Origin of the sequence: Citrobacter sp. UYEF32, from assembly GCF_040546205.1 — a bacterium.
In the GTDB taxonomy this organism is placed as follows: domain Bacteria; phylum Pseudomonadota; class Gammaproteobacteria; order Enterobacterales; family Enterobacteriaceae; genus Phytobacter; species Phytobacter diazotrophicus.
In genome coordinates this window covers 198,163-224,789 of the sequence record NZ_JBEPNI010000006.1, presented here as the reverse complement: position 1 = coordinate 224,789, position 26,627 = coordinate 198,163, and the positions used below count along the sequence as shown (strand labels likewise).

Annotated in this window: 23 protein-coding genes; 18 read left to right on the top strand and 5 right to left on the bottom strand. The window is 55.1% G+C overall.

The features are described from left to right. Window positions 1-3 precede the first annotated feature (3 nt). Window positions 4-1,326 carry a xylose isomerase gene (gene xylA, locus ABIB59_RS18550; protein WP_039080173.1) on the bottom strand — a complete coding sequence of 441 codons (1,323 nt, stop codon included), beginning with the start codon at window positions 1,324-1,326 and terminating at the stop codon, window positions 4-6. A 360-nt stretch (window positions 1,327-1,686) separates the two neighbouring features. Here xylA and xylF point away from each other — a divergent pair, with 360 nt between their 5' ends. The 4 genes from xylF to xylR all read left to right on the top strand — a co-directional run bounded on the left by xylF (window position 1,687) and on the right by xylR (window position 6,735). After that, on the top strand, window positions 1,687-2,679 hold the full coding sequence (gene xylF, locus ABIB59_RS18545; protein WP_039080172.1) for a D-xylose ABC transporter substrate-binding protein: 993 nt from the start codon (window positions 1,687-1,689) through the stop codon (window positions 2,677-2,679). Window positions 2,680-2,762: 83 nt separating this feature from the next. Then, a complete protein-coding gene (locus tag ABIB59_RS18540) occupies window positions 2,763-4,304 on the top strand; it encodes a xylose ABC transporter ATP-binding protein (RefSeq protein WP_039080171.1) in 1,542 nt (513 codons plus the stop codon). Next, a complete protein-coding gene (gene xylH, locus ABIB59_RS18535) occupies window positions 4,282-5,463 on the top strand; it encodes a xylose ABC transporter permease XylH (RefSeq protein WP_354036526.1) in 1,182 nt (393 codons plus the stop codon). The genes ABIB59_RS18540 and xylH overlap by 23 nt, the downstream gene beginning before the upstream one ends. Before the next feature lie 93 nt (window positions 5,464-5,556). Continuing rightward, window positions 5,557-6,735: a D-xylose utilization transcriptional activator XylR gene (gene xylR / locus ABIB59_RS18530; RefSeq protein ID WP_039080169.1), complete on the top strand. Its 1,179-nt coding sequence runs from the start codon at window positions 5,557-5,559 to the stop codon at window positions 6,733-6,735. 78 nt (window positions 6,736-6,813) lie between these two features. Here the strand turns inward: xylR and ABIB59_RS18525 are convergent, their stop codons facing one another. Beyond that, on the bottom strand, window positions 6,814-7,641 hold the full coding sequence (locus ABIB59_RS18525; RefSeq protein WP_039080168.1) for a protein bax: 828 nt from the start codon (window positions 7,639-7,641) through the stop codon (window positions 6,814-6,816). A gap of 317 nt (window positions 7,642-7,958) precedes the next feature. Here ABIB59_RS18525 and ABIB59_RS18520 point away from each other — a divergent pair, with 317 nt between their 5' ends. Both ABIB59_RS18520 and avtA read left to right on the top strand, forming a co-directional pair. Further along, entirely contained in the window at window positions 7,959-9,989 is a 2,031-nt protein-coding gene (locus ABIB59_RS18520) for an alpha-amylase (protein ID WP_354036523.1), read from the top strand. A gap of 220 nt (window positions 9,990-10,209) precedes the next feature. After that, window positions 10,210-11,463, top strand: coding sequence for a valine--pyruvate transaminase (avtA, locus tag ABIB59_RS18515; protein WP_039080166.1), 1,254 nt, complete (start codon window positions 10,210-10,212; stop codon window positions 11,461-11,463). Between the two features lie 65 nt (window positions 11,464-11,528). On the opposite strand, the gene ABIB59_RS18510 is transcribed toward avtA, so the two are convergent. Together ABIB59_RS18510 and yiaJ are read right to left on the bottom strand one after the other, a co-directional pair. Further along, entirely contained in the window at window positions 11,529-12,002 is a 474-nt protein-coding gene (locus ABIB59_RS18510) for a 4Fe-4S dicluster domain-containing protein (RefSeq protein WP_071195052.1), read from the bottom strand. Window positions 12,003-12,125: 123 nt separating this feature from the next. After that, window positions 12,126-12,941 (bottom strand): IclR family transcriptional regulator YiaJ, encoded by an 816-nt coding sequence (gene yiaJ / locus ABIB59_RS18505; protein ID WP_039080164.1) that lies wholly within the window; start codon window positions 12,939-12,941, stop codon window positions 12,126-12,128. Between the two features lie 222 nt (window positions 12,942-13,163). Here yiaJ and ABIB59_RS18500 point away from each other — a divergent pair, with 222 nt between their 5' ends. The 12 genes from ABIB59_RS18500 to araD all read left to right on the top strand — a co-directional run bounded on the left by ABIB59_RS18500 (window position 13,164) and on the right by araD (window position 25,474). Beyond that, complete coding sequence (locus tag ABIB59_RS18500; protein WP_039080163.1) at window positions 13,164-14,684, top strand: sugar ABC transporter ATP-binding protein; 1,521 nt, start codon at window positions 13,164-13,166, stop codon at window positions 14,682-14,684. Window positions 14,685-14,701: 17 nt separating this feature from the next. Then, the gene (locus ABIB59_RS18495; protein WP_071195054.1) at window positions 14,702-15,772 is read left to right on the top strand and encodes an ABC transporter permease; all 1,071 of its coding nucleotides are present in this window, start codon (window positions 14,702-14,704) and stop codon (window positions 15,770-15,772) included. Between the two features lie 63 nt (window positions 15,773-15,835). Beyond that, on the top strand, window positions 15,836-16,903 hold the full coding sequence (locus tag ABIB59_RS18490; RefSeq protein WP_223878814.1) for an ABC transporter substrate-binding protein: 1,068 nt from the start codon (window positions 15,836-15,838) through the stop codon (window positions 16,901-16,903). Between the two features lies 1 nt (window position 16,904). Next, window positions 16,905-17,768 (top strand): SMP-30/gluconolactonase/LRE family protein, encoded by an 864-nt coding sequence (locus tag ABIB59_RS18485; RefSeq protein WP_039080161.1) that lies wholly within the window; start codon window positions 16,905-16,907, stop codon window positions 17,766-17,768. Window positions 17,769-17,879: 111 nt separating this feature from the next. After that, a complete protein-coding gene (gene yiaK, locus ABIB59_RS18480; protein WP_039080160.1) occupies window positions 17,880-18,878 on the top strand; it encodes a 3-dehydro-L-gulonate 2-dehydrogenase in 999 nt (332 codons plus the stop codon). Between the two features lie 11 nt (window positions 18,879-18,889). Beyond that, complete coding sequence (locus tag ABIB59_RS18475) at window positions 18,890-19,357, top strand: NanQ anomerase/TabA/YiaL family protein (RefSeq protein WP_039080159.1); 468 nt, start codon at window positions 18,890-18,892, stop codon at window positions 19,355-19,357. A gap of 45 nt (window positions 19,358-19,402) precedes the next feature. After that, window positions 19,403-20,338 carry a DUF4862 family protein gene (locus ABIB59_RS18470; protein ID WP_079496908.1) on the top strand — a complete coding sequence of 312 codons (936 nt, stop codon included), beginning with the start codon at window positions 19,403-19,405 and terminating at the stop codon, window positions 20,336-20,338. Between the two features lie 53 nt (window positions 20,339-20,391). Continuing rightward, window positions 20,392-21,711 (top strand): MFS transporter, encoded by a 1,320-nt coding sequence (locus tag ABIB59_RS18465; protein WP_039080157.1) that lies wholly within the window; start codon window positions 20,392-20,394, stop codon window positions 21,709-21,711. Between the two features lie 55 nt (window positions 21,712-21,766). Then, on the top strand, window positions 21,767-23,272 hold the full coding sequence (locus tag ABIB59_RS18460) for an FGGY-family carbohydrate kinase (protein ID WP_071195155.1): 1,506 nt from the start codon (window positions 21,767-21,769) through the stop codon (window positions 23,270-23,272). After that, a complete protein-coding gene (ulaD, locus tag ABIB59_RS18455) occupies window positions 23,269-23,922 on the top strand; it encodes a 3-keto-L-gulonate-6-phosphate decarboxylase UlaD (RefSeq protein ID WP_039080155.1) in 654 nt (217 codons plus the stop codon). Before ABIB59_RS18460 ends, ulaD begins: the two co-directional genes overlap by 4 nt. Window positions 23,923-23,924: 2 nt before the next feature. Continuing rightward, a complete protein-coding gene (locus ABIB59_RS18450; protein WP_039080154.1) occupies window positions 23,925-24,785 on the top strand; it encodes an L-ribulose-5-phosphate 3-epimerase in 861 nt (286 codons plus the stop codon). Beyond that, window positions 24,779-25,474 carry an L-ribulose-5-phosphate 4-epimerase gene (gene araD / locus ABIB59_RS18445; RefSeq protein WP_039080153.1) on the top strand — a complete coding sequence of 232 codons (696 nt, stop codon included), beginning with the start codon at window positions 24,779-24,781 and terminating at the stop codon, window positions 25,472-25,474. The genes ABIB59_RS18450 and araD overlap by 7 nt, the downstream gene beginning before the upstream one ends. A 175-nt stretch (window positions 25,475-25,649) precedes the next feature. On the opposite strand, the gene ABIB59_RS18440 is transcribed toward araD, so the two are convergent. Beyond that, the gene (locus ABIB59_RS18440; protein ID WP_039080152.1) at window positions 25,650-26,468 is read right to left on the bottom strand and encodes an AraC family transcriptional regulator; all 819 of its coding nucleotides are present in this window, start codon (window positions 26,466-26,468) and stop codon (window positions 25,650-25,652) included. Window positions 26,469-26,627 lie beyond the last annotated feature (159 nt).

The window sequence follows — 26,627 nt, the reverse complement described above, 5'->3', positions numbered from 1 at the left end:
CGGTTACTTGTCGAACAGGTAATGGTTTACCAGATTTTCCAACAGTTCCTGATGCCCGCTCTGATGGCGCGGCGCCAGGTTTTGCTGTTCAGCGTACTTCGCCAGTTCAGCAAGCGTTAGCTGGCCCTGCAGAATTTGCTGGCCAAGTTCACCATTCCAGCCGGCATAGCGTTTCGCGACGCGTTTATCCAGCTCACCGTCTTCACTCATCCGCGCGGCCACTTTCAGCGCCAGCGCCATGGTGTCCATTGCGCCAATGTGGCCATAGAACAGATCGTATTTGTCGGTGCTCTGACGACGCACTTTGGCGTCAAAGTTCAGGCCGCCAGTGGTAAAGCCGCCCGCTTTGATGATTTCATACATCACCAGCGCGTTCTCTTCCACGCTGTTCGGGAACTGGTCAGTATCCCAACCCAGTTGCGCGTCGCCGCGGTTAGCATCGACCGAACCGAAGATACCCAGCGCGATGGCAGAGGCAATTTCATGGTGGAAAGAGTGGCCGGCCAGCGTGGCGTGGTTCGCCTCGATGTTCACTTTAATCTCTTTTTCCAGACCGAACTGTTTGAGGAAGCCGTACACCGTTGCCACATCATAATCATATTGATGTTTGGTCGGTTCCTGCGGTTTTGGCTCAATCAGCAGCGTGCCACGGAAGCCGATTTTATGTTTGTGTTCGACAACCATCTGCATGAAGCGGCCAATCTGCTCACGCTCCTGACGCAGATCGGTATTGAGCAAGGTTTCATAGCCTTCACGACCGCCCCACAGCACGTAGTTTTCGCCGCCCAACTGATGAGTTGCGTTCATCGCGGTGACGACCTGGGTCGCAGCCCAGCTAAATACTTCGGGATCCGGGTTAGTGGCAGCCCCTGCGCCATAGCGCGGGTTAGTAAAGCAGTTAGCGGTACCCCAGAGCAGTTTCACGCCGCTCTGCTGCTGTTTTTGCGCCAGCACATCCACCATGTGGGCAAAGTTATTCAGGTACTCTTTCAGCGAAGCCCCTTCCGGCGAGACATCGACATCGTGGAAGCAGTAGTAAGGCACATTCAGTTTGTGGAAGAACTCAAACGCTACATCCGCTTTGCGCTCCGCCAGCGCCAGCGCGTCGCCCGGCTGTTGCCACGGTCTGTCGAATGATCCCACACCAAACATATCCGCACCGTTCCAGCAGAAGGTATGCCAGTAGCAGGCGGCAAAGCGCAGGTGATCTTCCATTCGCTTACCCAGCACTAACTCGTCCGGGTTGTAATGACGAAACGCTAAAGGGTTGGTTGTTTTCGGGCCTTCATAACGAACACGTTCGAGCTGGTCGAAATAAGCATGCATAATGAGCTCCATAATCAGGTGTCGGCAAAGATTCATTTTCCAGGTAATACTGGATTCTCTCCTCGCCTTGCTCAATTACGTTATTTCACACTGACATTAAGAGAATACGCAAATGTGCGCCACCTCGCAAAATAAGCCATAACCAGGCCGTTTGCTTAATTGTTGCCGCCTGCAAAACCGTTTCCGCTTATTTTAAAATCAGATCACCGTCAAACTTCCACAAATAAACCAAAAAACATAACGCCGGGATAAAAACCAGGAATTGCCAGCCACCGTTTACGCGTTAAAAATTTGCAACGTTCATCGCAGTGCATGTTTCTTTTATCTCGCTTCGTCACCCTACAAAAAGGTATTACTATTATGAAGATAAAGAACCTTTGCCTTACTTTGTGTGCTTCTTTGCTGCTCGCCAGCATGGCGGGTCACGCAAAAGAAGTAAAAATCGGTATGGCGATTGATGACTTACGCCTCGAACGTTGGCAGAAAGACCGTGATATTTTCGTGAAAAAAGCCGAATCGCTGGGTGCTACGGTTTTTGTCCAGTCGGCTAACGGTAATGAAGAAACCCAGATGTCGCAAATCGAAAATATGATCAACCGCGGCGTTGATGTTCTGGTTATTATTCCCTACAACGGTCAGGTATTAAGTAATGTTGTAAAAGAGGCCAAACAAGAAGGGATTAAAGTGTTGGCTTATGACCGTATGATCAATAATGCCGACATTGATTTTTATATTTCCTTCGATAATGAAAAGGTTGGTGAATTGCAGGCGCAAAGCCTGGTCAGCAAAGTGCCTCAGGGCAATTACTTTTTGATGGGCGGTTCGCCCGTTGATAATAACGCTAAGTTGTTCCGCGCAGGCCAAATGAAAGTATTAAAACCGTACATTGATAGCGGCAAGATTAAAATTGTCGGCGATCAGTGGGTCGACGGCTGGCTGCCTGAAAATGCGCTGAAAATCATGGAAAACGCCCTCACGGCGAACAACAACAAAATCGACGCGGTCGTGGCGTCTAACGATGCGACCGCAGGCGGCGCAATTCAGGCGCTGAGCGCTCAAGGCCTGGCAGGCAAAGTCGTCATTTCAGGCCAGGATGCCGACCTCGCCGGGATTAAACGCCTGATCAACGGCAGCCAGACCATGACGGTCTATAAGCCCATCACCCAACTGGCTAACACGGCCGCAGAAATCGCCGTTGAGCTCGGTAATGGCAAACAGCCAAAAGCGGACTCCACCCTCAATAACGGTCTGAAAGACGTCCCCGCCCGTCTGCTGACGCCGATTGAAGTCACCAAAGACAACATCGACGCCACGGTTATCAAAGACGGGTTCCATCAGAAAGATCAGCTCTAAGCCTCGCGGCGTGTCTCCCGACAGGAGGCACGCCGGAACATGTCTTCAGGCACTGTGAATACCTCGAATTACGTGGAGCAGTTATGCCTTATTTACTTGAAATGAAGAACATCACCAAGGCCTTTGGCGCGGTCAAGGCCGTTGATAACGTGAGTCTGCGGCTCAATGCAGGCGAGGTGTTATCCCTTTGCGGTGAAAACGGCTCCGGCAAATCCACGCTGATGAAAGTACTGTGCGGCATCTATCCCTGGGGCAGCTATGACGGCGAAATTGTTTTTGCTGGCGAAACCCTACAGGCCGGGCATATCCGTGATACCGAGCGTAAAGGCATTGCGATAATCCATCAGGAACTGGCGCTGGTTAAACACCTGACGGTGCTGGAAAACATCTTTCTTGGCACCGAAATCACCCATCACGGCGTGATGGACTACGACACCATGACGCTGCGCTGCGAAAAGCTGCTCGCCCAGGTCAGTCTGACGATTTCCCCCAATACCCGTGTCGGCGATCTCGGGCTTGGGCAACAGCAACTGGTAGAAATCGCCAAAGCGCTGAATAAACAGGTCCGTCTGCTTATTCTCGATGAACCGACCGCCTCACTCACCGAGCAGGAAACAGCCGTCTTACTGGATATCATTCGCGATCTGCAAAACCACGGTATCGCCTGTATTTATATCTCGCACAAACTCAACGAGGTGAAGGCGATTTCTGACATCATCTGCGTGATCCGCGATGGTCAGCATATCGGCACACGCGATGCCACCGGGATGAGCGAAGACGACATCATCACCATGATGGTGGGCCGCGAACTCACCGCCCTCTACCCCAACGAACCGCACACCACCGGCGATGAGATCTTACGTGTTGAGCATTTAACCGCCTGGCATCCGGTCAATAAACACATCAAGCGAGTCAATGACGTCTCTTTCTCCCTTAAACGTGGCGAAATTTTGGGTATTGCCGGGCTGGTGGGCGCCGGGCGAACCGAAGCGGTACAGTGCCTGTTTGGCGTCTGGCCGGGACGTTGGGAAGGCAATATTTTCCTTGATGGCAAACAGGTGCACATCCATAACTGCCAGCAGGCGATTGCCAGTGGTATCGCGATGGTGCCAGAAGACCGCAAAAAAGATGGCATCGTCCCCGTGATGGCCGTCGGTAAAAACATCACCCTCGCGGCGCTGGACCAGTTTTCCGGCACGCTGAGTAGTCTGGACGATGCAGCAGAGCAGCATTGCATTTTGCAGTCACTGCAACGTCTAAAAGTGAAAACCTCCTCCCCCGACCTGGCGATTGGTCGCCTGAGCGGTGGGAATCAGCAAAAAGCCATTCTTGCCCGCTGCCTGCTGCTCAACCCGCGCATTCTGATCCTCGACGAACCGACGCGCGGGATTGATATCGGCGCGAAATACGAAATTTATAAATTAATCAATCAACTGGTACAGCAGGGGATTGCCGTTATTGTCATCTCTTCCGAATTGCCCGAAGTGCTGGGGCTCAGCGATCGGGTACTGGTGATGCATGAAGGCAAGCTAAAAGCCGACCTAATTAATCATCAACTGACCCAGGAGCAGGTCATGGAAGCGGCGCTGAGGAGCGAACATCATGTCGAAAAGCAACCCGTCTGAAATGAAACTATCCGCCCCGGTACCGGGTGCCTTCAAAGGATTGAAGTCTCTGAATTTCCAGGTCTTTGTCATGATTGCGGCCATCGCTGTGATCATGCTGTTCTTTACCTGGATGACCGACGGCGCTTACCTGAGCGCGCGTAACGTCTCAAACCTGCTGCGCCAGACGGCCATTACTGGCATCCTGGCCGTTGGCATGGTGTTCGTCATTATCTCGGCGGAAATCGACCTCTCCGTGGGCTCGATGATGGGTCTGCTGGGCGGCGCGGCGGCGATTTTCGACGTCTGGCTGGGCTGGCCTTTACCGCTGACCATTATGGTCACGCTGGTACTGGGTTTACTGTTGGGTGCCTGGAACGGCTGGTGGGTCGCCTACCGTAAGGTGCCGTCGTTTATCGTCACCCTTGCGGGGATGCTGGCGTTTCGCGGCGTGCTGATTGGCATCACCAATGGCACAACCGTCTCACCCACCAGCGCTGCCATGTCGCAAATCGGGCAAAGTTATCTGCCTGATGGTGTCGGTTTCGGCGTGGGTGCGCTGGGGCTTGTCGCCTTCATTCTGTGGCAGTGGCGTGGACGACTTCGCCGCCAGGCGATGGGGCTGACCACCACCGCATCCACCTCTGTCGTGGGTCGCCAGTCGCTCATCGCCGTGCTGGTGCTCGGTGCCATTTGGCTGCTCAATGATTATCGCGGTGTTCCGACGCCGGTATTGCTGCTCGTCTTCCTGCTGCTGGCGGGGATGTTTATGGCTACGCGTACCGCGTTTGGTCGTCGTATCTACGCTATCGGTGGTAACCTGGAGGCCGCACGCCTGTCCGGGATCAACGTGGAACGCACCAAGCTGGCGGTGTTCGCCATCAACGGCTTGATGGTAGCGATTGCCGGGCTGATTCTCAGCTCACGTCTGGGGGCGGGTTCACCCTCGGCGGGCAACATTGCTGAACTGGACGCTATCGCCGCCTGCGTTATCGGCGGCACCAGCCTCGCGGGCGGGATTGGTAGCGTGGCGGGCGCGGTGATGGGGGCATTTATCATGGCGTCACTGGATAACGGCATGAGCATGATGGATGTGCCCACGTTCTGGCAGTACATCGTGAAAGGAGCCATTTTGCTGTTGGCGGTATGGATGGACTCCGCCACCAAACGTCGGGCGTGAAACCAGGAGCGATCACACTGCCGGAAGATTTTTCTCCGGCAGTGTGCCGAATATGATAATCAGAATTAATGATTAACCAGCGACGGAACCGATATGTTCGAGAAACGCCACCGCATTACGTTGTTATTCAATGCCAACAAAGCCTATGACCGCCAGGTGGTTGAAGGGGTTGGTGAATATTTGCAGGCGTCACAATCTGAGTGGGATATCTTCATCGAGGAAGATTTCCGTACCCGCATCGAAAACATCAAAGAGTGGCTCGGCGATGGCGTCATTGCCGACTATGACGATCCTGAAATTGAGCGCCTGCTGGCCGATGTCGACGTGCCGATTGTCGGCGTCGGCGGCTCCTATCACGCACCGGAAAACTACCCGCCGGTGCACTACATCGCCACCGATAACTTTGCCCTGGTCGAGCAGGCCTTTTTGCATCTCAAAGAGAAAGGGGTGCACCGTTTTGCGTTCTATGGTCTGCCCACCTCCAGCGGTAAACGTTGGGCCGTTGAGCGAGAGCATGCGTTTTGTCAGTTGGTCGCACAGGAGAAATACCGCGGGGTGGTCTATCAGGGGCTGACTACCGCGCCTGAGAACTGGCAGCACGCCCAAAATCGGCTGGCGGACTGGCTACAAACGCTGCCACCGCAGACGGGCATTATTGCCGTTACCGATGCCCGCGCCCGTCACGTGCTCCAGGTGTGCGACCATCTGCATATTCCGGTGCCGGAGAAACTCTGCGTGATTGGCATCGACAACGAAGAGCTGACTCGCTACCTGTCACGCGTGGCGCTCTCGTCGGTTGCGCAGGGAACCCGGCAGATGGGCTATCAGGCAGCGAAACTGCTGCATCGCCTGCTGGACAACGAGCCGATGCCACTGCAGCGTCTGCTGGTTCCACCGGTACGTGTGGTGGCGCGACGCTCAACGGATTACCGCTCCCTGAATGACCCGGCGGTCATTCAGGCGATGCATTACATCCGTAATCACGCCTGTAAGGGCATCAAAGTAGAGCAAGTGCTGGATGCCGTCGGGATTTCACGTTCGAATCTGGAAAAGCGCTTTAAAGAGGAAGTGGGCGAAACCATCCATGCGGTGATCCATGCGGAAAAACTGGAAAAAGCACGCAGCCTGCTGGTTTCCACCTCCCTTTCCATCAACGAAATTTCGCAGATGTGTGGCTATCCGTCACTGCAATATTTCTATTCGGTATTTCGCAAAGAGTACGACAGCACGCCGAAGGATTACCGTGAACGCTACGGTGAGACACTGATTTAACGCGGCATTCAGGAACAGAGTATTCAGAAAAGAAAAACGCCTTCCGGGTGGAAGGCGTTATGCGATGACATGTAACTATTACATGTGCGAGGCGATGAGCTGCTGGTTGTCCTGATACATGGCAAACAGATAATTGTTATAACTCGCGCCCTTCGTTGAGTAGCCCTTCAGCTTATGAATCATGTTGCTGGCTGTCACTTCCTGGTCCGCTTTACGCAACTGCGCACGGGACTTACGGAAAGAAGCATAAGCCGGGTGAGTGTTCAGATTCACCACATAAGCATCCACGGACTCTTTCACCGATTCAAAGTGCGAATAACCTTTCACTTTGCCTGGACCGTTTTTACAACTGCCTTTCCCGCATTTCATGCCGAACAGGTTGTTGTTGGTACGCGCCAGTTTTGAAGTACCCCAGCCGCTTTCCGCCGCCGCCATGGTCGCGACCATGCTGTCCGGGATGATATCCACGCGTTCCATCAACGCATTCCACGGAATACGGCGGGTATTGCCAGACCAGCTCACCTTGTAGCGTTTGGCGATATCCTTCAAGCGTGTACGGTCCGCCGTCGACCATTGTTGGCTATATTGACGTGACATCAGCCAGTTACGGTCAGCGGTAATCGCTGCATTTTGACTGGTAATATAAGGCATGACCGTCCGGAGAAACGCTTTCTTTCTTGGTGCTCCGGAAGGGTATTTTCGCAAGTCAGGAAGTGAACTGCTATTTACACTATTGCGAGAATACTCTTGTTTACTGCTTGCCTGTTTTGTACCGGTCGTCTTTGAGATTGGGGCTTTGTGACTCGCTGTTTTGCTGTGCGTCTGCGCAAGCACCTCACCTGAAAATGCGATGGTGAGTAACATGAGTATCGTGGCCCCTAGTCGTCGCAAGGGAGTCGATATCATTAAGTCTCCTGGTCGGATATAAACATTCCAACACCTTATTTTTTACACAATTTTGAGAGCTGAATCTCAAATCATATCAAAAATAGCGCTTCAGGGCACGTACAGAAATAATCCAATTCCGAAAGCCTGTCATCTCAAACCTGCTACGTCACGAAAACAACAGCATAGATTTGTGGCGGTTATCGCAAATTCTGCGCAAAATTTGCGCACGATCACTCACCCGGCGCTCTCCACCCTGGCGATTGCGCTCACGGGATGAGTTGCCCGCGCCGGGCTAATGACACAATGGTAAAAACGGATGCCTCGGGAAGGATCAGATGAAATACAGTGCCCTTTTTCTCCTGCTTATACCGGCCTTCGCCAGCGCTAACTGGTCGGCTCCCGGTCTCTCTGCCTTTTCCGATGATGGTACCGGAGTCTGGCGTAGCAACAGCACATTACAGAAAGGGTCATACCCGCTGACGCTGCATCTTGATCAGCAATGCTGGCAGCCTGCCGCCGACATCAAACTCAACCAGATGCTCTCCCTTAAACCCTGCACAGGCGATGCCCCCCAGTGGCGCGTTTTTCGTGAAGGGAATTATCAGATTCAACTCGATACCCGCTCCGGCACGCCAACGCTAATGCTGTCGGTAAAAAGCGAAGCCGTCACCCAGGCCGTTAATGTCGTGCGCCAGTGCCCCACCTGGGACGGTAAAGCCCTGACGCTGGACGTCAGCAAGACATTCCCGGAAGGGAGCATGGTGCGCGATTTCTACAGCCAGAAAACAGCGATGGTGCAAAACGGAAAGATAACGCTGCAACCGGCTAACGGTAGCGGCGGCCTGCTGCTGCTCGAACGCGCTGAAACCACCGCCCCTGCCCCCTTTAGCTGGCAAAACGCGACGGTCTATTTCGTGCTGACTGACCGCTTCGTCAACGGCGATCCGTCGAATGACAACAGCTACGGACGCCACAAAGACGGGATGCAGGAGATTGGCACCTTTCACGGTGGGGATCTGAAGGGGCTTACCAGCAAACTCGACTACCTGCAGCAGCTTGGCGTCAATGCCCTGTGGATCAGCTCACCGCTTGAGCAAATCCACGGCTGGGTAGGCGGTGGAACAAAAGGCGATTTTCCGCATTACGCCTACCATGGCTACTACACGCAGGACTGGACCCGTCTGGACGCCAACATGGGCAGCGAAGCGGATTTACGTACTCTGGTCGATGAAGCCCATAAGCGCGGTATCCGTATCCTTTTTGACGTGGTGATGAACCACACCGGCTACGCGACGCTGGCAGATATGCAGGAATTTCAGTTCGGCGCGCTCTATGTTCAGGGTGAAGAGCGCAAAAAAGTGCTCGGCGAGCGCTGGACAGACTGGCGGCCAGGCCCGGGGCAAAGCTGGCATAGCTTTAACGACTTTATCAATTTCAGCGACAAAGCGGCCTGGGAGAACTGGTGGGGCAAAAAGTGGATCCGCACCGATATTGGCGACTACGACAACCCCGGCTTCGATGACCTGACCATGTCGCTGGCCTTTCTGCCGGATCTGAAAACCGAATCCACCACGCCGTCAGGATTACCGAACTTTTATCGTCATAAACCCGATACCGCCGCACGAGAGATCCCTGGCTACACGCCGCGAGATTACCTGACCCACTGGCTAAGTCAGTGGGTGCGTGATTACGGCATTGACGGTTTCAGGGTCGATACCGCCAAGCATGTCGAACTCGCGGCCTGGCAGCAGTTGAAAACCCAGGCCACCGACGCGCTGGCCGAATGGAAAAAAGCGAACCCGCAGAAAAAACTCGACGACGCGCCGTTCTGGATGACCGGAGAATCCTGGGGGCACGGTGTCATGCGCAGCGATTATTACAACCATGGCTTCGACGCGATGATCAATTTTGATTACCAGGAACAGGCCGCGGGTGCGGTGAAATGCCTGGCGAATATGGATCTCGTCTGGCAGCAGATGGCAGAAAAGCTGCAGGGCTTTAATGCGCTGAGTTATCTCTCTTCCCATGACACGCGTCTGTTCCGCGACGGCGATCAGGAAGCGGCAGAGTTGCTGATGCTGGCGCCAGGGGCAGTACAGATTTTTTATGGCGATGAAACCAGCCGGCCTTTCGGGCCGACCGGCTCCGACCCGCTACAGGGGACACGTTCGGACATGAACTGGCAGGACATCAACGGCAAGGCGGCGCCAACCCTGCAACACTGGCAAACGCTGGGGCAATTCCGCGCGCGTCACCCGGCACTGGGGGCGGGTAAGCAGACAACGCTTAGCCTGCCACAAGGATACGGCTTCGTGCGCGAGCACAACGGCGACAAAGTGATGGTGGTCTGGGCGGGGAATCGCTAATTCTCTTCCTGCGTAGCGTTTACGCCGCCTTCCAGTATATTCCCCGGCGGCGCTGCGCTGACCGGGACGACAAACTCATCGGCATCACAATATAAAAACCCACCAAAACATAAATTCACAAAATAAAACGTCACCACACCCCATCTCATCCGATTTGCACAGCAGGGTATGTAGCGCTATGGTTAGCCATTTTTAAAATCGGCCCGACAGAACATCAGCTATGACATTTTCACTTTTCGGCGACAAATTTACCCGTCACGCTGGCATCACCCGCCTGATGGAAGACCTTAACGATGGCCTGCGCACACCGGGCGCCATCATGCTCGGCGGCGGTAACCCGGCGCAAATTCCGGCGATGACCGACTACTTCCATAATCTGCTGGCAGAAATGGTCGAAAACGGCAAAGCCACTGATGCGCTGTGTAATTACGATGGCCCACAAGGGAAGACCGAACTGCTGACGGCGCTGGCAAGCATGCTGCGCGATGAACTGGGCTGGGACATTGAACCACAAAATATTGCACTGACAAACGGCAGCCAAAGCGCGTTTTTCTACTTATTCAATCTGTTTGCTGGTCGCCGTGCCGACGGAACCACCAGTAAGGTGCTGTTTCCATTAGCGCCTGAGTACATCGGCTACGCCGATTCCGGGCTGGAAGAAGATCTATTTGTCTCCGCACGCCCGAATATCGAACTGCTGCCGGACGGCCAGTTCAAATACCATGTCGATTTCGAACACCTGCACATCGGTGAAGAGACCGGGATGATCTGCGTATCGCGCCCGACCAACCCAACCGGTAACGTCATTACCGATGAAGAGCTGATCAAACTGGATGCGCTGGCCAATCAACACGGCATTCCGCTGGTTATTGATAACGCCTATGGCGTCCCCTTCCCGGGCATTATTTTTAGCGAAGCGCGGCCTTTATGGAATCCGAATATTATCCTCTGCATGAGCCTGTCGAAGCTGGGTCTGCCGGGAAGCCGTTGCGGTATTATCATCGCCAACGACAAGGTGATATCCGCCATCCGTAATATGAACGGCATTATCAGTCTCGCACCGGGCGGTATTGGCCCGGCCATGATGTGCGAAATGATTAAGCGCAACGATCTGCTGCGCCTGTCGGAAACCGTGATTAAGCCGTTTTACTACCAGCGTGTGCAGGAAACGATCGCGATTATTCGCCGCTATCTGCCGGAAGAGCGCTGCCTGATCCACAAGCCCGAAGGGGCCATCTTCCTCTGGTTGTGGTTTAAAGACCTGCCGATCACGACCGAGCTGCTGTACCAGCGTCTGAAAAAGCGCGGCGTGTTAATGGTCCCCGGCGACTATTTCTTTCCTGGGCTGGATAAGCCATGGCCGCATACGCACCAGTGTATGCGCATGAACTATGTGCCAGACCCGGAAAAAATCGAAGCCGGCGTGAAAATCCTCGCCGAGGAAATTGAAATCGCCTGGCGTGAGCACGCGTAATCAGCAATCCGGCCCTCTTGATGAGGGCCTCCTCTTCGCATCTCTTAACCAGAAACGTCAATACGTTACGCTAAATGACTGTTGAGGCGGCTTTGTCGCAGCCTGATGGGATCGATGCATGCTAATGCGCTGGTCGGGCAGGCTTCCACACAGGCAGGTCCGGTTTCACGGTGCAGACACAGATCGCATTTTTGCGCCTGTACCTGGTCATTTTCCATCGTCACCTGCATGGCGCCGAACGGGCAGGCCAGCATGCAACTCTTACAACCGATGCACAGCGTCTGCTCCACATACACCGCGCCATTGACCCGGCTGATGGCCCCCACCGGGCAAACATTGGCGCATGGGGCGTCTTCACAGTGACGACAGGTGACCGCCGTGGAAAAAGAGCCGGTTTTTACCACGCGAATCCGTGCGCTGAAGGTTTGCGGGGAGATCGCCGCGCAGTCCTGATCCTGCTGGTGTGAGACCACACAGGCGACTTCACAGGTACGACAGCCGATACATTTGGTCGAATCCGCAAGTATAAAACGGTTCATTCTCCACACCCCTGATACAGAAAAATTCCGTTCAGAGTGCCAGAGAATGAACCGTCTTCGCTTTGATCCCGATGGGGAAAGCGGGTAAATCGTTCATTTGCCTGATCACATCTGGCCTTCTGCCTACACGCGCAGCGTAAATCCCAGCTCGTTAGAGATAGCCTGCGCCGTATCACGCAGCGGTTTGAGCAGGTTTTTCTCGCCAATCTGTTTCAGGCGTGATGTAGAAAGCGAAATAGAGATGGCGTATGGCACGCGGTGGTGAATATCAAACACCGGGACAGCAATGCAGGAGACGCCCAGCTCATTCTCTTCACGATCCATCGCCATACTGGTTTCGCGGATCTGCGCCAGCTCATCGTACATCGCGGGCAGGCCGGTAATGGTATTACGCGTCAACGGTTGAATCTGTTCCTGATGCGTCTCCCAGTACTCTTTCACATAATCGGGCTGACCGAAGGCCATATAGATTTTACCCATCGCCGAGCAGTACAGCGGCATATGCTGACCAATATAGGCGCGCGTACGCAGCATGCCCGTCGTCGGTTCCAGTTTGTAAATCAGAATGGCGTGATCGTCTTCGCGGCTGGAGAAATTGATGGTTTCCCCGGTCGCCAGGTTCAGCGCTTCCAGATGCGGCGCGGCAACATGGATAATATTCAGCGACGTGAGCGCCTTTTGTCCGACAGCGATAAATTTTGTGGTTAAGCGATAACTCCCGGCAGCGGGCGCGGGGGTCACGTAGCCACAGGATTGCAGCCCTTGCAGCAATCGGTGCACGGTACTTTTATTCAGCCCCGCCAGTTCGGACAAATGCGCCAGCGGACAACCGTTCGGGTAATTGCTCAGTATCTCTATCAACATCAAACCGCGAAACAAGCTCTGGCTTCCTGCCGGCCTCTCTTTCTCCTGCGTGTTTTCACTCTCTTTGGTGTTCATCGCTTTCGCCTCCTTTTTGTGGCGACCTGATGGTAGCGCAAAGTGTGTTTCACTTCACGATCTGAACAGAAAATTTGTAATTTATTGATTTTATTACATTTCAAAAATATATCCAGCAATTGCTTTGTCAAATTATGATCGCTATATTTGAAATCAGATTTCGCATAGTGAAATTTACAGGTCGCACAACGTTCTCATTCCCTCGGTGGGAGGTCATCTTAAATGGCAGAAGCAGCAGTGTTATCTCCTTTGTTATCCATGCGCCATATCGTTAAGCGCTTTGGGGGAAATGTGGCGGTCAACAACGTCAGCCTGGATATCTATCCGGGCAAGGTTGTGGCACTGCTGGGGGAGAACGGTGCGGGCAAATCCACGCTGATCAAAGTGCTGGCCGGTGTCTATTCCCGCGACGGTGGCGAAATCCTGTTTCGCGGTGAGCCAGTGGATTCTGCCGCCGCGCTGCGCCGGGGCAACGAGCAGCCTATTGCCTTTATCCATCAGGACTTAGGTCTGGTGGAGTGGATGACTGTCGCGGAAAACATGGCGCTGGTGATGGGTTTTCCCCGTCGCTTTGGGCTGATTGACTGGGCGGCAACACGCCGTCAGGCGCAAAAAGCGCTGGAAGATATCGGCATTCAGCTTGATCCGGATGACCGCGTGTTCGACCTCTCCCGCACTGAAAAATCGCTGCTGGCAATAGCCCGTGCGGTAGCGGTAGATGCCTCGGTGCTGGTGCTTGATGAGCCGACGGCCTCCCTTCCCGCGGACGATGTTCGCCACCTGTTTCGGGTAATGAACATCCTGCGGGAAAAACAGGTCGGCATGATTTATATCACCCATCGTCTGGATGAGGTGATGGAGATGGCCGATTCCGTCTGCGCCATGCGCGATGGTTGCTATGCAGGTGGTGGTGACATCGACCACTACACCCTGCGTGGTCTGGTCGAACTGATTGTTGGCGAAAGTCTGCGTGACGACCAGCGCCAGGCGTTACCCGACGGTGATGCGCCGGTGCTGTTAAAGATGGACAACGTCAAAGTGGGTGATACCGGCCCCGTCTCTTTCGAGCTTCGTGCCGGTGAGATGGTGGCGCTCGCCGGTCTGCGCGGCGCCGGACAGGAAGAGATTGGACGTTTGCTGTTTGCCTGCCGTACGCAGGAAAGCGGGCAAATCACATTAAATGGCGTGCCGTTTACGGCGACAACACCAGGGGAGGCGATGTCTGCGGGCGTCTCTTTTGTCGCAGGCGATCGCCTTCATGAAAGTCTGATTCCGGGCATGATGGTGCGTGAAAACTTGTTTATGAACCCGTGTAAACACGGTCACGCCCCGCTGTCCCGCTATAACGAAAAAAGCGAAGCGCCGATGAGCTGGGAGAAAATCCGCCAGTTCGATGTCCGGCCAGCGCAGATCAACATTGAAATCAGCGCGTTGTCCGGCGGCAACCAACAAAAAGTCGTGATGGCGCGCTGGCTTTCACTCAATGCTCCACTGCTCATTCTGGAAGACCCGTCCGCGGGCGTTGATGTCGGCGCGCGTGCGGAAATCTATGACCTGCTCAATCAGGCGCTGCAAAACGGCGTCGCCATTCTGGTCATCTCCAATGACCTGGAAGAGGTGGCGCATATCTGCAACCGGGCGCTGGTATTTAACCGTGGGCAAATTGTCGGCGAGCTTCTCAACCAGGATGTCACCTTCGCCAGATTGCTCGAACTGGCGTCAGGCAGCGGCACACTACATTAAGTCGGAGTGCGTTAGTTATGGCTAAAACATCAATGAAATCGACGGCCCTGGAATCACGCGTATCGCTTCATGAACACGGTGCCGCCGCCTGGCTTGGACAATTAACCACCCGTTACGGCCTGCCCGTGATCTGCGTGGTACTGGTTATCGTTTTTTCGCTGACGACGCCCTCATTCGCTTCACTGCTGACCTTACAGGCCATTCTCGACAGTAAATCGAAAATCGCCCTGCTGGCGCTGGCGGCGACCATCCCGATGATTGTCGGGAAAATTGATCTTAACGTCGGCTTTGGCATCGTGCTCTGGCACATCCTCGCCATCACGTTGCAGGTGGAATATGGCTTTTCCTGGCCGGTGGCCGTGGCCATCGTGCTGGCGCTCTCCGCGCTGTATGGCCTGCTGAACGGCATTCTGGTGGCGCTGGCCGACATCGATAGCTTCGTGGCTACGCTCGGCTCCGGCACCGTGCTCTACGCCATCGCGCTCTGGCACTCCGGCGGACGGCAGATTGTCGGCGACTTACCGGACGCCTTTATTGCCCTGCACCATTCAGACCTGTTTGGCATTCCGGTGGTGGCTTTTTATGTCCTGTTTGCCGCCGTGGTGCTGTGGATCATCACCGAACACACCCCGATTGGTCGCTGCATGTATGCGGTGGGCGGTAACCCGGTCGCGGCTGCGCTCAACGGCATCGCCGTTAACCGTTACACCATCGGCGCCTTTATCGCCTCCAGCACCTTAACCGGGTTTACCGGGGTGATCATTGCCGCCGAGCAGGGCGTGGGCCAGGCCAGCGTCGGCATGGACTATCTGCTGCCTGCCCTTGTGGGGGCGTTCCTTGGCAGTACCACTATTCGTCCGGGGCGCGTGAACGTCTGGGGCACGGTGGTCGGGATTGCGGTACTGGCGATTGGTATCGCCGGGATTCAGCAGTTTGGCGGCGCATTCTGGGTCGAACCGCTGTTTAACGGTGCGACGCTACTGTTGTCGATTACCCTGGCCGGTTATGCACAGCGCCGCCGGGCATTAAATAAAAAACTGGTGCAGCGTGCTCAAACGACCGCACCGGGCTCCTCTGTTACCCAATGACTCTCGCGTAAGGAACTGAAAATGTATAACAAAATAGTTCAATGCTGTCTGGCTGCCGGGTTGATGATGGCAAGCGGTTTCGCCCTGGCCGATGACAGCTATGTTCAGCAGGCGCAGGCGGCGATTGCCAAAGCGACCGCGCCCGTCACCGTGTGGGATGGCCCAACGCAGGGCCCGGCGTTACAGCCGAACAAAAAGATTATCTTCATCGCGTCTGACATGAAAAACGGCGGCGTGCTGGGCGTTAAAGAGGGGCTTGAAGAAGCGGCAAAAATCGCGGGCTGGCAACTCGACGTGCTGGACGGTGCGGGTTCGGTAAAAGACCAACTGGCGGCGCTGAACCAGGCGATTGCCCGCAAACCGGACGGTATCGTGATTGGTGGCTGGAACCCGAACGTCGCCAAAATCCCGCTCAAAAAAGCGGTGAAAGAGGGCATTGTACTGACCGCATGGCACGCTGTTCCGGCGCCGGGTCCGGTTCCGGCTTACAACATTTTCTACAACGTGACCTCCGACTCTAACGAAGTGTCACGCATGGCGGCACTCTACGCCGTCGCGAAATCCAACGGCACGGCAAAGGTGCTGATTTTCACCGACTCGCTCTACCAAATCGCTCTGGATAAAGCCAACGCGATGAAGAAAGTGATTGAGCAATGCAGCGGCTGCCAGGTGGTTGAATTTATCGATACCCCGCTTGCCGACACCTCTAACCGCATGCCGGGCATGACCTACAGCCTGATGCAAAAATATGGTGATAAGTTCGAATACTCTTTGGCCATCAACGACCTGTACTTCGACTTTATGGCCCCGGCCCTGCAAACCGCGGGTAAAGGCACGGATGGCAAGCCGCCGTACAACATTTCGGCTGGCGACGGTTCCGTTACTGCCTACCAGCGCGTACGCGATGGCAAAGCGCAAGTCGCGACCGTGCCAGAGCCGCTGAAACTGCACGGCTGGCAGTTACTGGATGAGTTCAACCGCGCCTTCGCCGGTAAACAACCTTCTGGCTATGTTACCCCGGCGCACCTGGTCACCAAAGAAAACATCAGCGCCGACGGCGGCCAGAACAATGAGTTCGACCCGGGTAACCAGTATCGCGATCACTACAAAGCCATCTGGGGAGTGAAGTGAGATGTTAGCCGTCGCGGGCAGTTTTGAACGCCTGTGTTCTCCGGCAATCTGGGCGGAAGGCCCGGTGTGGCTGGCAGAACAGCAGAGCGTGATTTTCAGCGATGTAAAGGGCAACAAGATGTACCGCTGGAGTGCGCAAAACGGCGTCAGCGTGTTTCGCGCTGAGTCCCACTTTGCCAACGGCAACGCGCTGGATAACGAAGGGCGTTTGTTAACCTGCGAACATGGCCGTCGCGGTATCAGCCGGACAGATAAGCAGGGGAATCACACCCTGCTGGTGGACAAAATCGACGGGCTGCGTTTCAACTCGCCCAACGATATCGCAGTGCGCCAGGACGGGTCGATTTGGTTTACCGACCCACCCTACGGCATCGTCGGCGACGAAGAGGGTTATCGCGCGGCAAGTCAGGTCATCGGCTGCTACGTCTATCGTTTTGATGAAGCGAACAAGCGGGCGACGATCGCCATCAGCGATACTCAGCGCCCTAACGGGCTGGCCTTTTCGCCGGATGATAAATGGCTCTACGTGGCGGATATGTCGATTATTGATTTTCCGACGCAGGGCCGCCGGGAAATTCGCGCCTACCGTCTCGACGGCGATAGTGCGGTATTTTCTCACGTGGTCACCCAGGTTGCTCCGGGTATTCCGGATGGCTTTTGCGTTGACCCGGCGGGGAATATTTTCTGTAGTTGCGAGACCGGCGTTTTGATTTTCTCGCCGCAGGGGACGCTGCTGGAAACGATTCCCGTCCCTGAGCGCGTCTCTAATTGCACGTTTGGTGGGCCTGACGGAAATACGCTGTTTATTACCGCGACCACATCGCTTTACCGGGTGACCATCGCCCCCTCCCGTATTCAGGGATAAACAGGATTAATACCGAAGCGCACCGGCCCTGCCGGCGCGTTTTCACAACCCAACATAGTTTAGTGGAATGCAATTCCACTATGTAAAACAAAGATGTGATGGAGAAAGCGTATGTTATTGAGTTTTTCTGATCTTAAAAATGAGTTTAACCGTGTCCTGCTGGCACGCGGTGTGGCGGCAGAAACCGCCGATGCCTGTGCGGAGATGTTTGCCCGCACCACCGAGTCAGGGGTCTATTCACACGGCGTAAACCGTTTCCCGCGCTTTATCCAGCAACTGGAAAATGGCGACATCATTCCGGATGCGCTGCCAAAACGCATCACGTCGCTGGGGGCGATTGAACAGTGGGATGCCCAGCGTTCTATCGGCAACCTGACCGCGAAAAAGATGATGGACCGCGCGATTGAACTGGCTTCCGACCACGGTATCGGCCTGGTGGCGGTACGTAACGCTAACCACTGGATGCGCGGCGGCAGCTACGGCTGGCAGGCAGCGGAGAAAGGCTACATCGGTATTTGCTGGACCAACTCCATCGCCGTTATGCCGCCGTGGGGTGCGAAAGAGTGCCGTATCGGGACTAACCCGCTGATCGTTGCCATTCCGTCCACGCCGATCACCATGGTAGATATGTCCATGTCGATGTTCTCCTACGGCATGCTGGAAGTGAACCGCCTGGCGGGCCGCCAGTTGCCGGTTGAGGGTGGCTTTGACGACGAAGGTAAGCTGACCAAAGACCCGGCGCCGATTGAGAAAAACCGCCGCATTCTGCCGATGGGCTACTGGAAAGGTTCTGGCCTCTCTATCGTACTGGATATGATTGCCACCCTGCTGTCCGATGGTTCTTCCGTGGCCGCCGTCACCGAAGACAACAGCGACGAGTTCAACATTTCGCAGGTCTTTATCGCCATCGAAGTGGACAAACTGATCGACGGTGCCACCCGTGATGCCAAGCTGCAACGCATCATGGATTACATCACGACCGCTGAACGTGCCGATGAAAATGTCCCTGTGCGTCTGCCGGGCCATGAATTTACGCGTCTGCTGGAAGAAAACCGCCGCAACGGTATCACCGTTGACGACAGCGTGTGGGCGAAAATCAAGTCGCTGTAAGGATTATCATCATGATTTATGGACATATTTCTCAACCCAACGCCTGCCGGTATCCGGCAGCGATTGAAAAGGCACTGGAATTCCTGCGCACCACGGATTTCAGCAAGCTGGAGCCGGGCGTGGTGGAAATTGAGGGGCGCACGATTTACGCGCAGATCCTCGACCTGACCACTCGCCCTCACGATGAGCTGCGCCCGGAAGTGCATCGCCGTTATCTGGATATTCAGTATTTATATTCCGGCGAAGAACAAATCGGTGTCGCCATTGATACCGGTAATAACGTGGTGAGCGAAGAATTACTTGAGCAGCGCGATATTATTTTCTATCACGACAGTGAAAACGAATCGTTGATTGAAATGGTGCCAGGGAATTACGCCATATTTTTCCCGCAGGATGTCCATCGTCCTGCCTGTAATAAACACAGAGAAACAGCGATCAGAAAAATAGTCGTTAAAGTTGCGGTTTCCGCATTGAATTAATCCGTTATTTATTTATCGATACCTGATAAATAAAAGGAGCGAAACATGAAAACGAATGACGCCGGTTATATTATCGGCGCATACCCCTGTGCGCCTTCGTTTCACCAAAAAAGCGAACAGGAAGAGAAGGAATTCTGGCGTTTACTCGCGGATACGCCGCACATTCGCGGTCTGGAGCAGCCGTGCCACGAAAACCTGCACGCTTATGGCGATGAATGGCTGTTCCGGCACACGCCGGGCGAATGGCAGATTGTGGTCACCGCGATCCCGGAGACCATGCGTCGTCGCAGCGGCGGCAATCTGGCCTTCGGTCTGGCCTCCAGCGATGAAGAACAACGTCGGGCATGCGTCGAGTTCCATCGTCATTTGCTTAACAAAATCAATGGAGTAAACCAGCGCTTCGCCAATAAAGTGATATCGCTGGAACTGCAGGCTGCCCCGCTGGGCGGTAACGCTGATGTGACACAGGCAACCGATGCGTTTGCCCGCTCCATCAAAGAAATCGCAAGTTGGGACTGGTCATGCTCGCTCGTACTGGAACACTGCGACGCCATGAACAAACCCGCACCGCGCAAAGGTTTCCTGCCGCTGGAAAACGTGCTGGATACCCTCGCCGGTTACAACATTGATGTATGCATTAACTGGGCGCGTTCCGCAATTGAAGGGCGTAATACCACCCTGCCGCTGGAACATACTCAGGCGGTGAAAGCCGCAGGAAAACTGGGGGCGCTGATGTTCTCCGGCACCGCCACCGAAGGGCCGTATGGTGAATGGACTGACCTGCATACGCCTTTCGCCCCTTTCTGCCCGGAAAGCCTGCTCACGGTAGAAAGTGCTAAAGAATTATTTAATGTGGCTGACACAGCAAAATTACAGTTTGCCGGTATTAAGTTACTGGAAATTGATGCTAATGCTGATGCGAATCATCGCATAGCCATATTACGCGATGGCATTACCGCGTTAAACAAAGCCAGACAATAAATATAAAGCGTCAATTTAATCGCAAGGCCTGTTACTTTTAACGAGAGATTAATATGAACACTTCCTCTTACGCTACATCTGCGGATATTCCGCGCCAACGCTGGTTAAGAATTATTCCCCCTATTCTTATCGCGTGTATTATTTCTTATATGGACCGCGTGAATATCGCATTCGCAATGCCTGGCGGGATGGACAAGGATTTAGGCATTACCGCCACCATGGCAGGTTTGGCTGGCGGTATTTTCTTCCTCGGTTACCTCTTCTTGCAGGTACCGGGCGGTAAAATCGCCGTGCACGGCAGCGGTAAAAAATTCATCGGCTGGTCACTGGTCGCCTGGGCGGTCATCTCTGTGCTTACCGGTATTGTCACCAACCAATATCAACTGTTAGCACTGCGTTTCCTGCTCGGTGTGGCGGAAGGCGGCATGCTGCCTGTGGTACTCACCATGATCAGCAACTGGTTCCCGGATGCCGAACGTGGTCGCGCAAATGCCATCGTCATTATGTTCGTCCCGATTGCCGGGATCATCACCGCCCCGCTCTCCGGCTGGATCATTACCGCACTCGACTGGCGCTGGCTGTTCATCATCGAAGGTCTGCTGTCACTGGTTGTTCTGGTGCTGTGGGCGCTGACCGTGTATGACCGTCCGCAGGAAGCCCGTTGGATTAGCGAAGCCGAGAAGAAATATCTGGTGGAAACCCTGGCCGCTGAGCAGCGTGCCATTGCGGGTAAAACCGTGGTCAATGCCTCGCTGGGCGCGGTGTTGTCTGACCGTACCATGTGGCAGTTAATTGCCCTGAACTTCTTCTATCAAACCGGGATTTACGGCTACACCCTGTGGCTGCCCACCATCCTCAAAGAGTTGACCCACACCAGCATGGGCCAGGTCGGAATGCTTGCCATTCTGCCTTACGTTGGCGCTATCGCCGGGATGTTCCTGTTCTCTTCTCTGTCCGACCGTACCGGTAAACGCAAGCTGTTCGTCTCCCTGCCGCTGATTGGCTTCGCCACCTGCATGTTCCTCTCCGTCACCCTGAAAGAGAGCATCTGGCTGTCGTATGCCGCACTGGTTGGCTGTGGCTTCTTCCTGCAGTCCGCTGCCGGGGTGTTCTGGACCATTCCTGCTCGTCTGTTCAGCGCGGAAATGGCCGGTGGCGCACGCGGCGTGATTAACGCCCTGGGTAACCTGGGTGGCTTCTGCGGTCCGTATGCCGTGGGTGTGCTGATCACCATGTACAGCAAAGATGCGGGCGTCTACTGCCTGGCGGTGTCTCTGGCGATTGCCGCGCTGATGGCGCTGCTGCTGCCGGCGAAGTGTGATGCCAACAGCTCAAGCGTGGGCGCGACGAATACGGCCAAACGTGCGGTCTGATGCCCTCACCCCATCCCTCTCCCACAGGGAGAGGGTGAAAAAACAGGACAAAAAGATGAGTGAAAAAGAGACCTTCTGGCTGGGTATCGATTGTGGCGGTACTTATCTGAAAGCAGGACTGTACAACAGCCAGGGTAAAGAATTTGCTATTGAACGCCAGTCCGTCCGCACTCTTAGCCCGTATCCGGGCTGGGCGGAGCGCGACATGGCGGAACTGTGGCAGCACTGCGCGGCGACCATCTCCCGCCTGTTGCGACGTACCGGCATTGGCGGTGAAAACATTAAGGGCGTGGGCATCTCCGCTCAGGGTAAAGGACTGTTTTTACTTGATAAGAATGACAAGCCGCTGGGCACCGCGATCCTCTCTTCCGACCGCCGCGCCATGGAAATCGTCAAGCGCTGGCAGCAGGACGGCATTCCGCAAAAGCTTTACCCGTTAACGCGCCAGACCCTGTGGACCGGGCACCCGGCCTCGCTGCTGCGCTGGGTAAAAGAAAACGAGCCGCAACGTTACGCACAGATTGGCTGCGTGATGATGGGCCACGACTACCTGCGCTGGTGTCTGACTGGCGTAAAGGGGTGTGAAGAGAGCAATATCTCTGAATCCAACCTCTACCATATGACCACCGGGCAGTATGACCCCTGCCTGACACAATGGCTGGGCATTAGCGAGATAGACCCCGCGTTGCCGCCGATTGTGGGTTCTGCAGAAATCAGCGGGGAAATCACCGCTCAGGCAGCCGCCATTACCGGTCTCGCAGCGGGAACACCCGTTGTGGGCGGTCTGTTTGATGTGGTTTCCACCGCGATCTGCGCCGGTCTGAAAGACGAATACACGCTCAATGCCGTGATGGGCACCTGGGCTGTCACCAGCGGTATTGCCGAAGGCCTGCGCGACAACGAAGCGCATCCCTATGTGTATGGCCGCTACGTCAATGACGGGCAATACATCGTGCACGAAGCCAGCCCCACCTCGTCCGGCAACCTGGAATGGCTGACCGCGCAGTGGGGCGATATCAGCTTTTCTGAGATCAATCAGCTCGTCGACAGCCTGCCGAAAGCCGCCAGCGATGTCTTCTTCTTACCTTTCCTGTATGGCAGTAATGCCGGGCTGGATATGACCAGCGGCTTTTATGGCATGCAGGCGCTACATACCCGCGCGCACTTGTTGCAGGCGGTCTACGAAGGGGTGGTGTTCAGCCATATGACGCACCTCAACCGCATGCGCGAGCGCTTTACCGACGTGCGCGCCCTGCGCGTCACCGGCGGCCCGGCCCATTCCAGAGTCTGGATGCAGATGCTCGCTGATGTCAGCGGCCTGCCCGTTGAGTTGCCGCAGGTGGAAGAGACCGGCTGCTTTGGCGCGGCCATCGCCGCACTGGTCGGCACCGGCGTCTATCAGAATTTTAGCGATGCCCAGCAGACGCTCAACTACGAGATGCACACCCTGACGCCGGACATGAACGCCCATGCGGCCTACCAGCGCAAATATCACCGTTACCAGATTTTAATTGAAGCACTTCAGGGCTTTCATGCCCGTATTAAGGAGCACTCTTTATGAGCCGACCACTACTGCAACTGGCGCTCGACCACACCAGCCTTGTCGCCGCCCAGCGCGACGTTGCGTTGCTAAAAGATCACGTCGATATCGTGGAAGCGGGCACCATCCTCTGCCTCAGTGAAGGGTTAAATGCCGTGCGCGCCTTACGCGCCCAGTGCCCGGAGAAAATCATCGTTGCCGACTGGAAGGTGGCCGATGCCGGTGAAACTCTGGCCCAGCAGGCGTTGGACGCAGGTGCAAACTGGATGACTATTATCTGTGCCGCACCGCTGGCTACCATCGAAAAAGGCCATGCCGTTGCCGCCGCACGCGGGGGAGAAATTCAGATTGAGTTGTTTGGTAACTGGACCTTCGACGATGCCCGCGACTGGTACAACACCGGGGTGCGTCAGGCCATTTACCACCGTGGTCGTGACGCGCAGGCGAGCGGCCAGCAGTGGGGTGAAGCGGACCTGGCACGCATGAAAGCGCTGTCCGATATTGGCCTCGAACTCTCCATTACCGGCGGCATCACCCCTGCCGATTTGCCGTTATTTAAAGAGATCAATGTGAAGGCGTTCATTGCCGGACGCGCGCTGTCTGGTGCGGCGAATCCGCAACAGGTCGCCGAAGAATTCCACGCCCGCATCCACGACATCTGGGGAGCGTAAACATGCGCAACCATCCGTTAGGTATTTATGAAAAAGCGTTACCGAAAGACTTATCCTGGCCGGAGCGTCTGGTTCTGGCTAAAAGCTGCGGATTCGACTTCGTGGAAATGTCCGTCGACGAAACCGACGAGCGCCTCTCGCGACTCGAATGGACCACCGCCCAGCGCGCCTCGTTAGTGGAAGCGATGCTGGAAACCAATGTGTCGATTCCGTCAATGTGCCTTTCCGCCCATCGTCGCTTCCCGTTCGGCAGCCGCGATGAAACCGTGCGCGAACGTGCCCGCGACATCATGACCAAAGCCATCAAACTGGCGCGCGACTTAGGTATCCGCACCATTCAGCTTGCGGGCTACGACGTCTATTACGAAGAGCATGACGCGGGCACCCAGCAGCGTTTCGCCGAAGGGCTGGCATGGGCCGTGGAGCAGGCCGCAGGCGCACAGGTCATGCTGGCGGTGGAGATCATGGATACCGCGTTTATGAACTCTATTACCAAATGGAAAAAATGGGACGAGATGCTCGCTTCACCGTGGTTCACCGTCTACCCGGACGTGGGCAACCTCAGCGCCTGGGGTAACGACGTACCGGCAGAGCTGGCGCTCGGTATCGACCGTATCGCAGCTATTCACCTGAAAGACACGCAGCCCGTCACCGAAACCAGCCCAGGTCAGTTCCGTGATGTGCCGTTTGGCGAAGGCTGTGTGGATTTCGTCAATGTGTTCAGCACGTTGCAGAACCTGAATTATCGCGGCGCATTTCTGATTGAGATGTGGACCGAAAAAGCCAAAGAGCCAGTGCTGGAGATCATCCAGGCCCGTCGCTGGATTGAAGCCCGTATGCAGGAAGGAGGATTCGTATGTTAGAGCAACTGAAAGCCGAGGTGCTGGCGGCAAACCTGGCGCTACCCGCACACGGGCTTGTCACCTTTACCTGGGGAAACGTCAGCGCCGTCGATGAAACCCGCAAACTGATGGTAATTAAACCGTCCGGCGTGGAGTACGACGTGATGAAAGCCGAGGATATGGTGGTGGTGGATATCGCCACTGGCAACGTGGTCGACGGCAGTAAAAAGCCCTCTTCTGATACGCCAACGCACCTGGCGCTGTATCGTCGTTTCCCGGAGATTGGCGGCATTGTGCATACCCACTCCCGCCACGCGACGATCTGGTCGCAGGCGGGTCTGGATCTGCCCGCCTGGGGCACTACGCACGCGGACTACTTCTACGGCACCATTCCCTGCACGCGCCTGATGACCACCGAGGAAATCAACGGCGAGTACGAATACGAAACCGGCGAAGTGATCATCAAGACCTTTGAAGCGCGCGACCTGAACCCGATGCAGGTTCCGGCCGTGCTGGTGCACTCCCACGGCCCGTTCGCCTGGGGCAAAAACGCGGCGGATGCGGTGCACAACGCGGTGGTGCTGGAAGAGTGCGCCTATATGGGCCTGTTCTCCCGTCAACTGGCGCCGCAGTTGCCGGATATGCAGTCTGAATTGTTGGATAAGCACTATCTGCGTAAGCACGGCGCGAACGCCTACTACGGGCAGTAAGTTTTCTGCGGTCTGGGCCCCTCACCCTAACCCTCTCCCCAGAGGAGAGGGAACCGATCGAGCCCGGTTGCACCTTAGCACCGGTTTGCTGGGCCGGGGTGAGGGCTCCGGTTTCTCCCTCTCCCTGTGGGAGAGGGCCGGGGTGAGGGCATCAGACCGCACCACATCAAAACATTCACCCCGAATTAATATGCTCCTTACAATACCGCCGCTTCCATGCGGCGGGCGTCAGCCCGGTGTGTTTGCGAAAAATCTGCCGGAAATAGCCCACATCATGAAACCCACACTGCCCCGCCACCTCTTTTAACGATAACGAGTCGCTGATCAGTAATTTTTCCGCCGCCCGTACTCGCTGGCGATGAATGGCTTCGGTCAGCGTCAGACGAAAGGCGCGCCGGTACACCCGCCCCAGGTAGTCGGCGTTGCAGTGCAGCTCTTTTGCCAGCGTCGAGGCCGAAATCGGCAGATGAAATTGCGTACCAATCATTTGCCGGGCTTTCCAGGCAAGCGCCATTCCTGGATTATCCACGGCACGCTCGCTGAGCGCAGAGGCTGATATTTGTTGCAGAATCAGCAGTAAAATACATTCCATTGCCACGCTGCGATGGACATTTTCCTGCTCATGTAAAAACTGGCGAAATAATGCCGTCATATATTGCGGATCATTTAATGCTGTATGTTGCGGCAACATAAGCACACTGTTTTGTCCTGTTTTTTCCACCGCAGCCGTTAATTCAAAATGCAGCCAGTAGAATTTAAGATCTGCCGGAAATTCCCCCACACCAACATGTCGTCGTTGCGGCCAGAGTAAAAGTGTTTCGCCGGCATTAACCGTAAAGAGTTTCTCTTCTTCGCGGATCGTTAATGTCCCCTTTTCGACGAAAATCACCTCCCAGGAATGCAAAGTCCGTGACGGATGGCTTCCCACACCGCGCGAGATAAATAAGCCGCCATTTTGCACACGAAGCGGAAATATTATGGATAATTCAAGCATAAATATGTCAATTCTCGCTACAGAAGAGCCATTACACTGCATCTTGTTTTTGATTATTAACGAAATATAAGCCCCGCGCCGGATCAAAATCACACTTTGCGCATCAGGTCGGAATCATCATCTTTTTGTACTTTTCCCTTCCCTTGTTGTGTGGTCAAT

Coding starts and splice junctions, on each gene's coding strand:
- xylA (WP_039080173.1), bottom strand. CDS start 1,326: ATGCATGCTTATTTCGACCAGCTCGAACGTGTTCGTTATGAAGGCCCG.
- xylF (WP_039080172.1), top strand. CDS start 1,687: ATGAAGATAAAGAACCTTTGCCTTACTTTGTGTGCTTCTTTGCTGCTC.
- ABIB59_RS18540 (WP_039080171.1), top strand. CDS start 2,763: ATGCCTTATTTACTTGAAATGAAGAACATCACCAAGGCCTTTGGCGCG.
- xylH (WP_354036526.1), top strand. CDS start 4,282: ATGTCGAAAAGCAACCCGTCTGAAATGAAACTATCCGCCCCGGTACCG.
- xylR (WP_039080169.1), top strand. CDS start 5,557: ATGTTCGAGAAACGCCACCGCATTACGTTGTTATTCAATGCCAACAAA.
- ABIB59_RS18525 (WP_039080168.1), bottom strand. CDS start 7,641: ATGATATCGACTCCCTTGCGACGACTAGGGGCCACGATACTCATGTTA.
- ABIB59_RS18520 (WP_354036523.1), top strand. CDS start 7,959: ATGAAATACAGTGCCCTTTTTCTCCTGCTTATACCGGCCTTCGCCAGC.
- avtA (WP_039080166.1), top strand. CDS start 10,210: ATGACATTTTCACTTTTCGGCGACAAATTTACCCGTCACGCTGGCATC.
- ABIB59_RS18510 (WP_071195052.1), bottom strand. CDS start 12,002: ATGAACCGTTTTATACTTGCGGATTCGACCAAATGTATCGGCTGTCGT.
- yiaJ (WP_039080164.1), bottom strand. CDS start 12,941: ATGAACACCAAAGAGAGTGAAAACACGCAGGAGAAAGAGAGGCCGGCA.
- ABIB59_RS18500 (WP_039080163.1), top strand. CDS start 13,164: ATGGCAGAAGCAGCAGTGTTATCTCCTTTGTTATCCATGCGCCATATC.
- ABIB59_RS18495 (WP_071195054.1), top strand. CDS start 14,702: ATGGCTAAAACATCAATGAAATCGACGGCCCTGGAATCACGCGTATCG.
- ABIB59_RS18490 (WP_223878814.1), top strand. CDS start 15,836: ATGATGGCAAGCGGTTTCGCCCTGGCCGATGACAGCTATGTTCAGCAG.
- ABIB59_RS18485 (WP_039080161.1), top strand. CDS start 16,905: ATGTTAGCCGTCGCGGGCAGTTTTGAACGCCTGTGTTCTCCGGCAATC.
- yiaK (WP_039080160.1), top strand. CDS start 17,880: ATGTTATTGAGTTTTTCTGATCTTAAAAATGAGTTTAACCGTGTCCTG.
- ABIB59_RS18475 (WP_039080159.1), top strand. CDS start 18,890: ATGATTTATGGACATATTTCTCAACCCAACGCCTGCCGGTATCCGGCA.
- ABIB59_RS18470 (WP_079496908.1), top strand. CDS start 19,403: ATGAAAACGAATGACGCCGGTTATATTATCGGCGCATACCCCTGTGCG.
- ABIB59_RS18465 (WP_039080157.1), top strand. CDS start 20,392: ATGAACACTTCCTCTTACGCTACATCTGCGGATATTCCGCGCCAACGC.
- ABIB59_RS18460 (WP_071195155.1), top strand. CDS start 21,767: ATGAGTGAAAAAGAGACCTTCTGGCTGGGTATCGATTGTGGCGGTACT.
- ulaD (WP_039080155.1), top strand. CDS start 23,269: ATGAGCCGACCACTACTGCAACTGGCGCTCGACCACACCAGCCTTGTC.
- ABIB59_RS18450 (WP_039080154.1), top strand. CDS start 23,925: ATGCGCAACCATCCGTTAGGTATTTATGAAAAAGCGTTACCGAAAGAC.
- araD (WP_039080153.1), top strand. CDS start 24,779: ATGTTAGAGCAACTGAAAGCCGAGGTGCTGGCGGCAAACCTGGCGCTA.
- ABIB59_RS18440 (WP_039080152.1), bottom strand. CDS start 26,468: ATGCTTGAATTATCCATAATATTTCCGCTTCGTGTGCAAAATGGCGGC.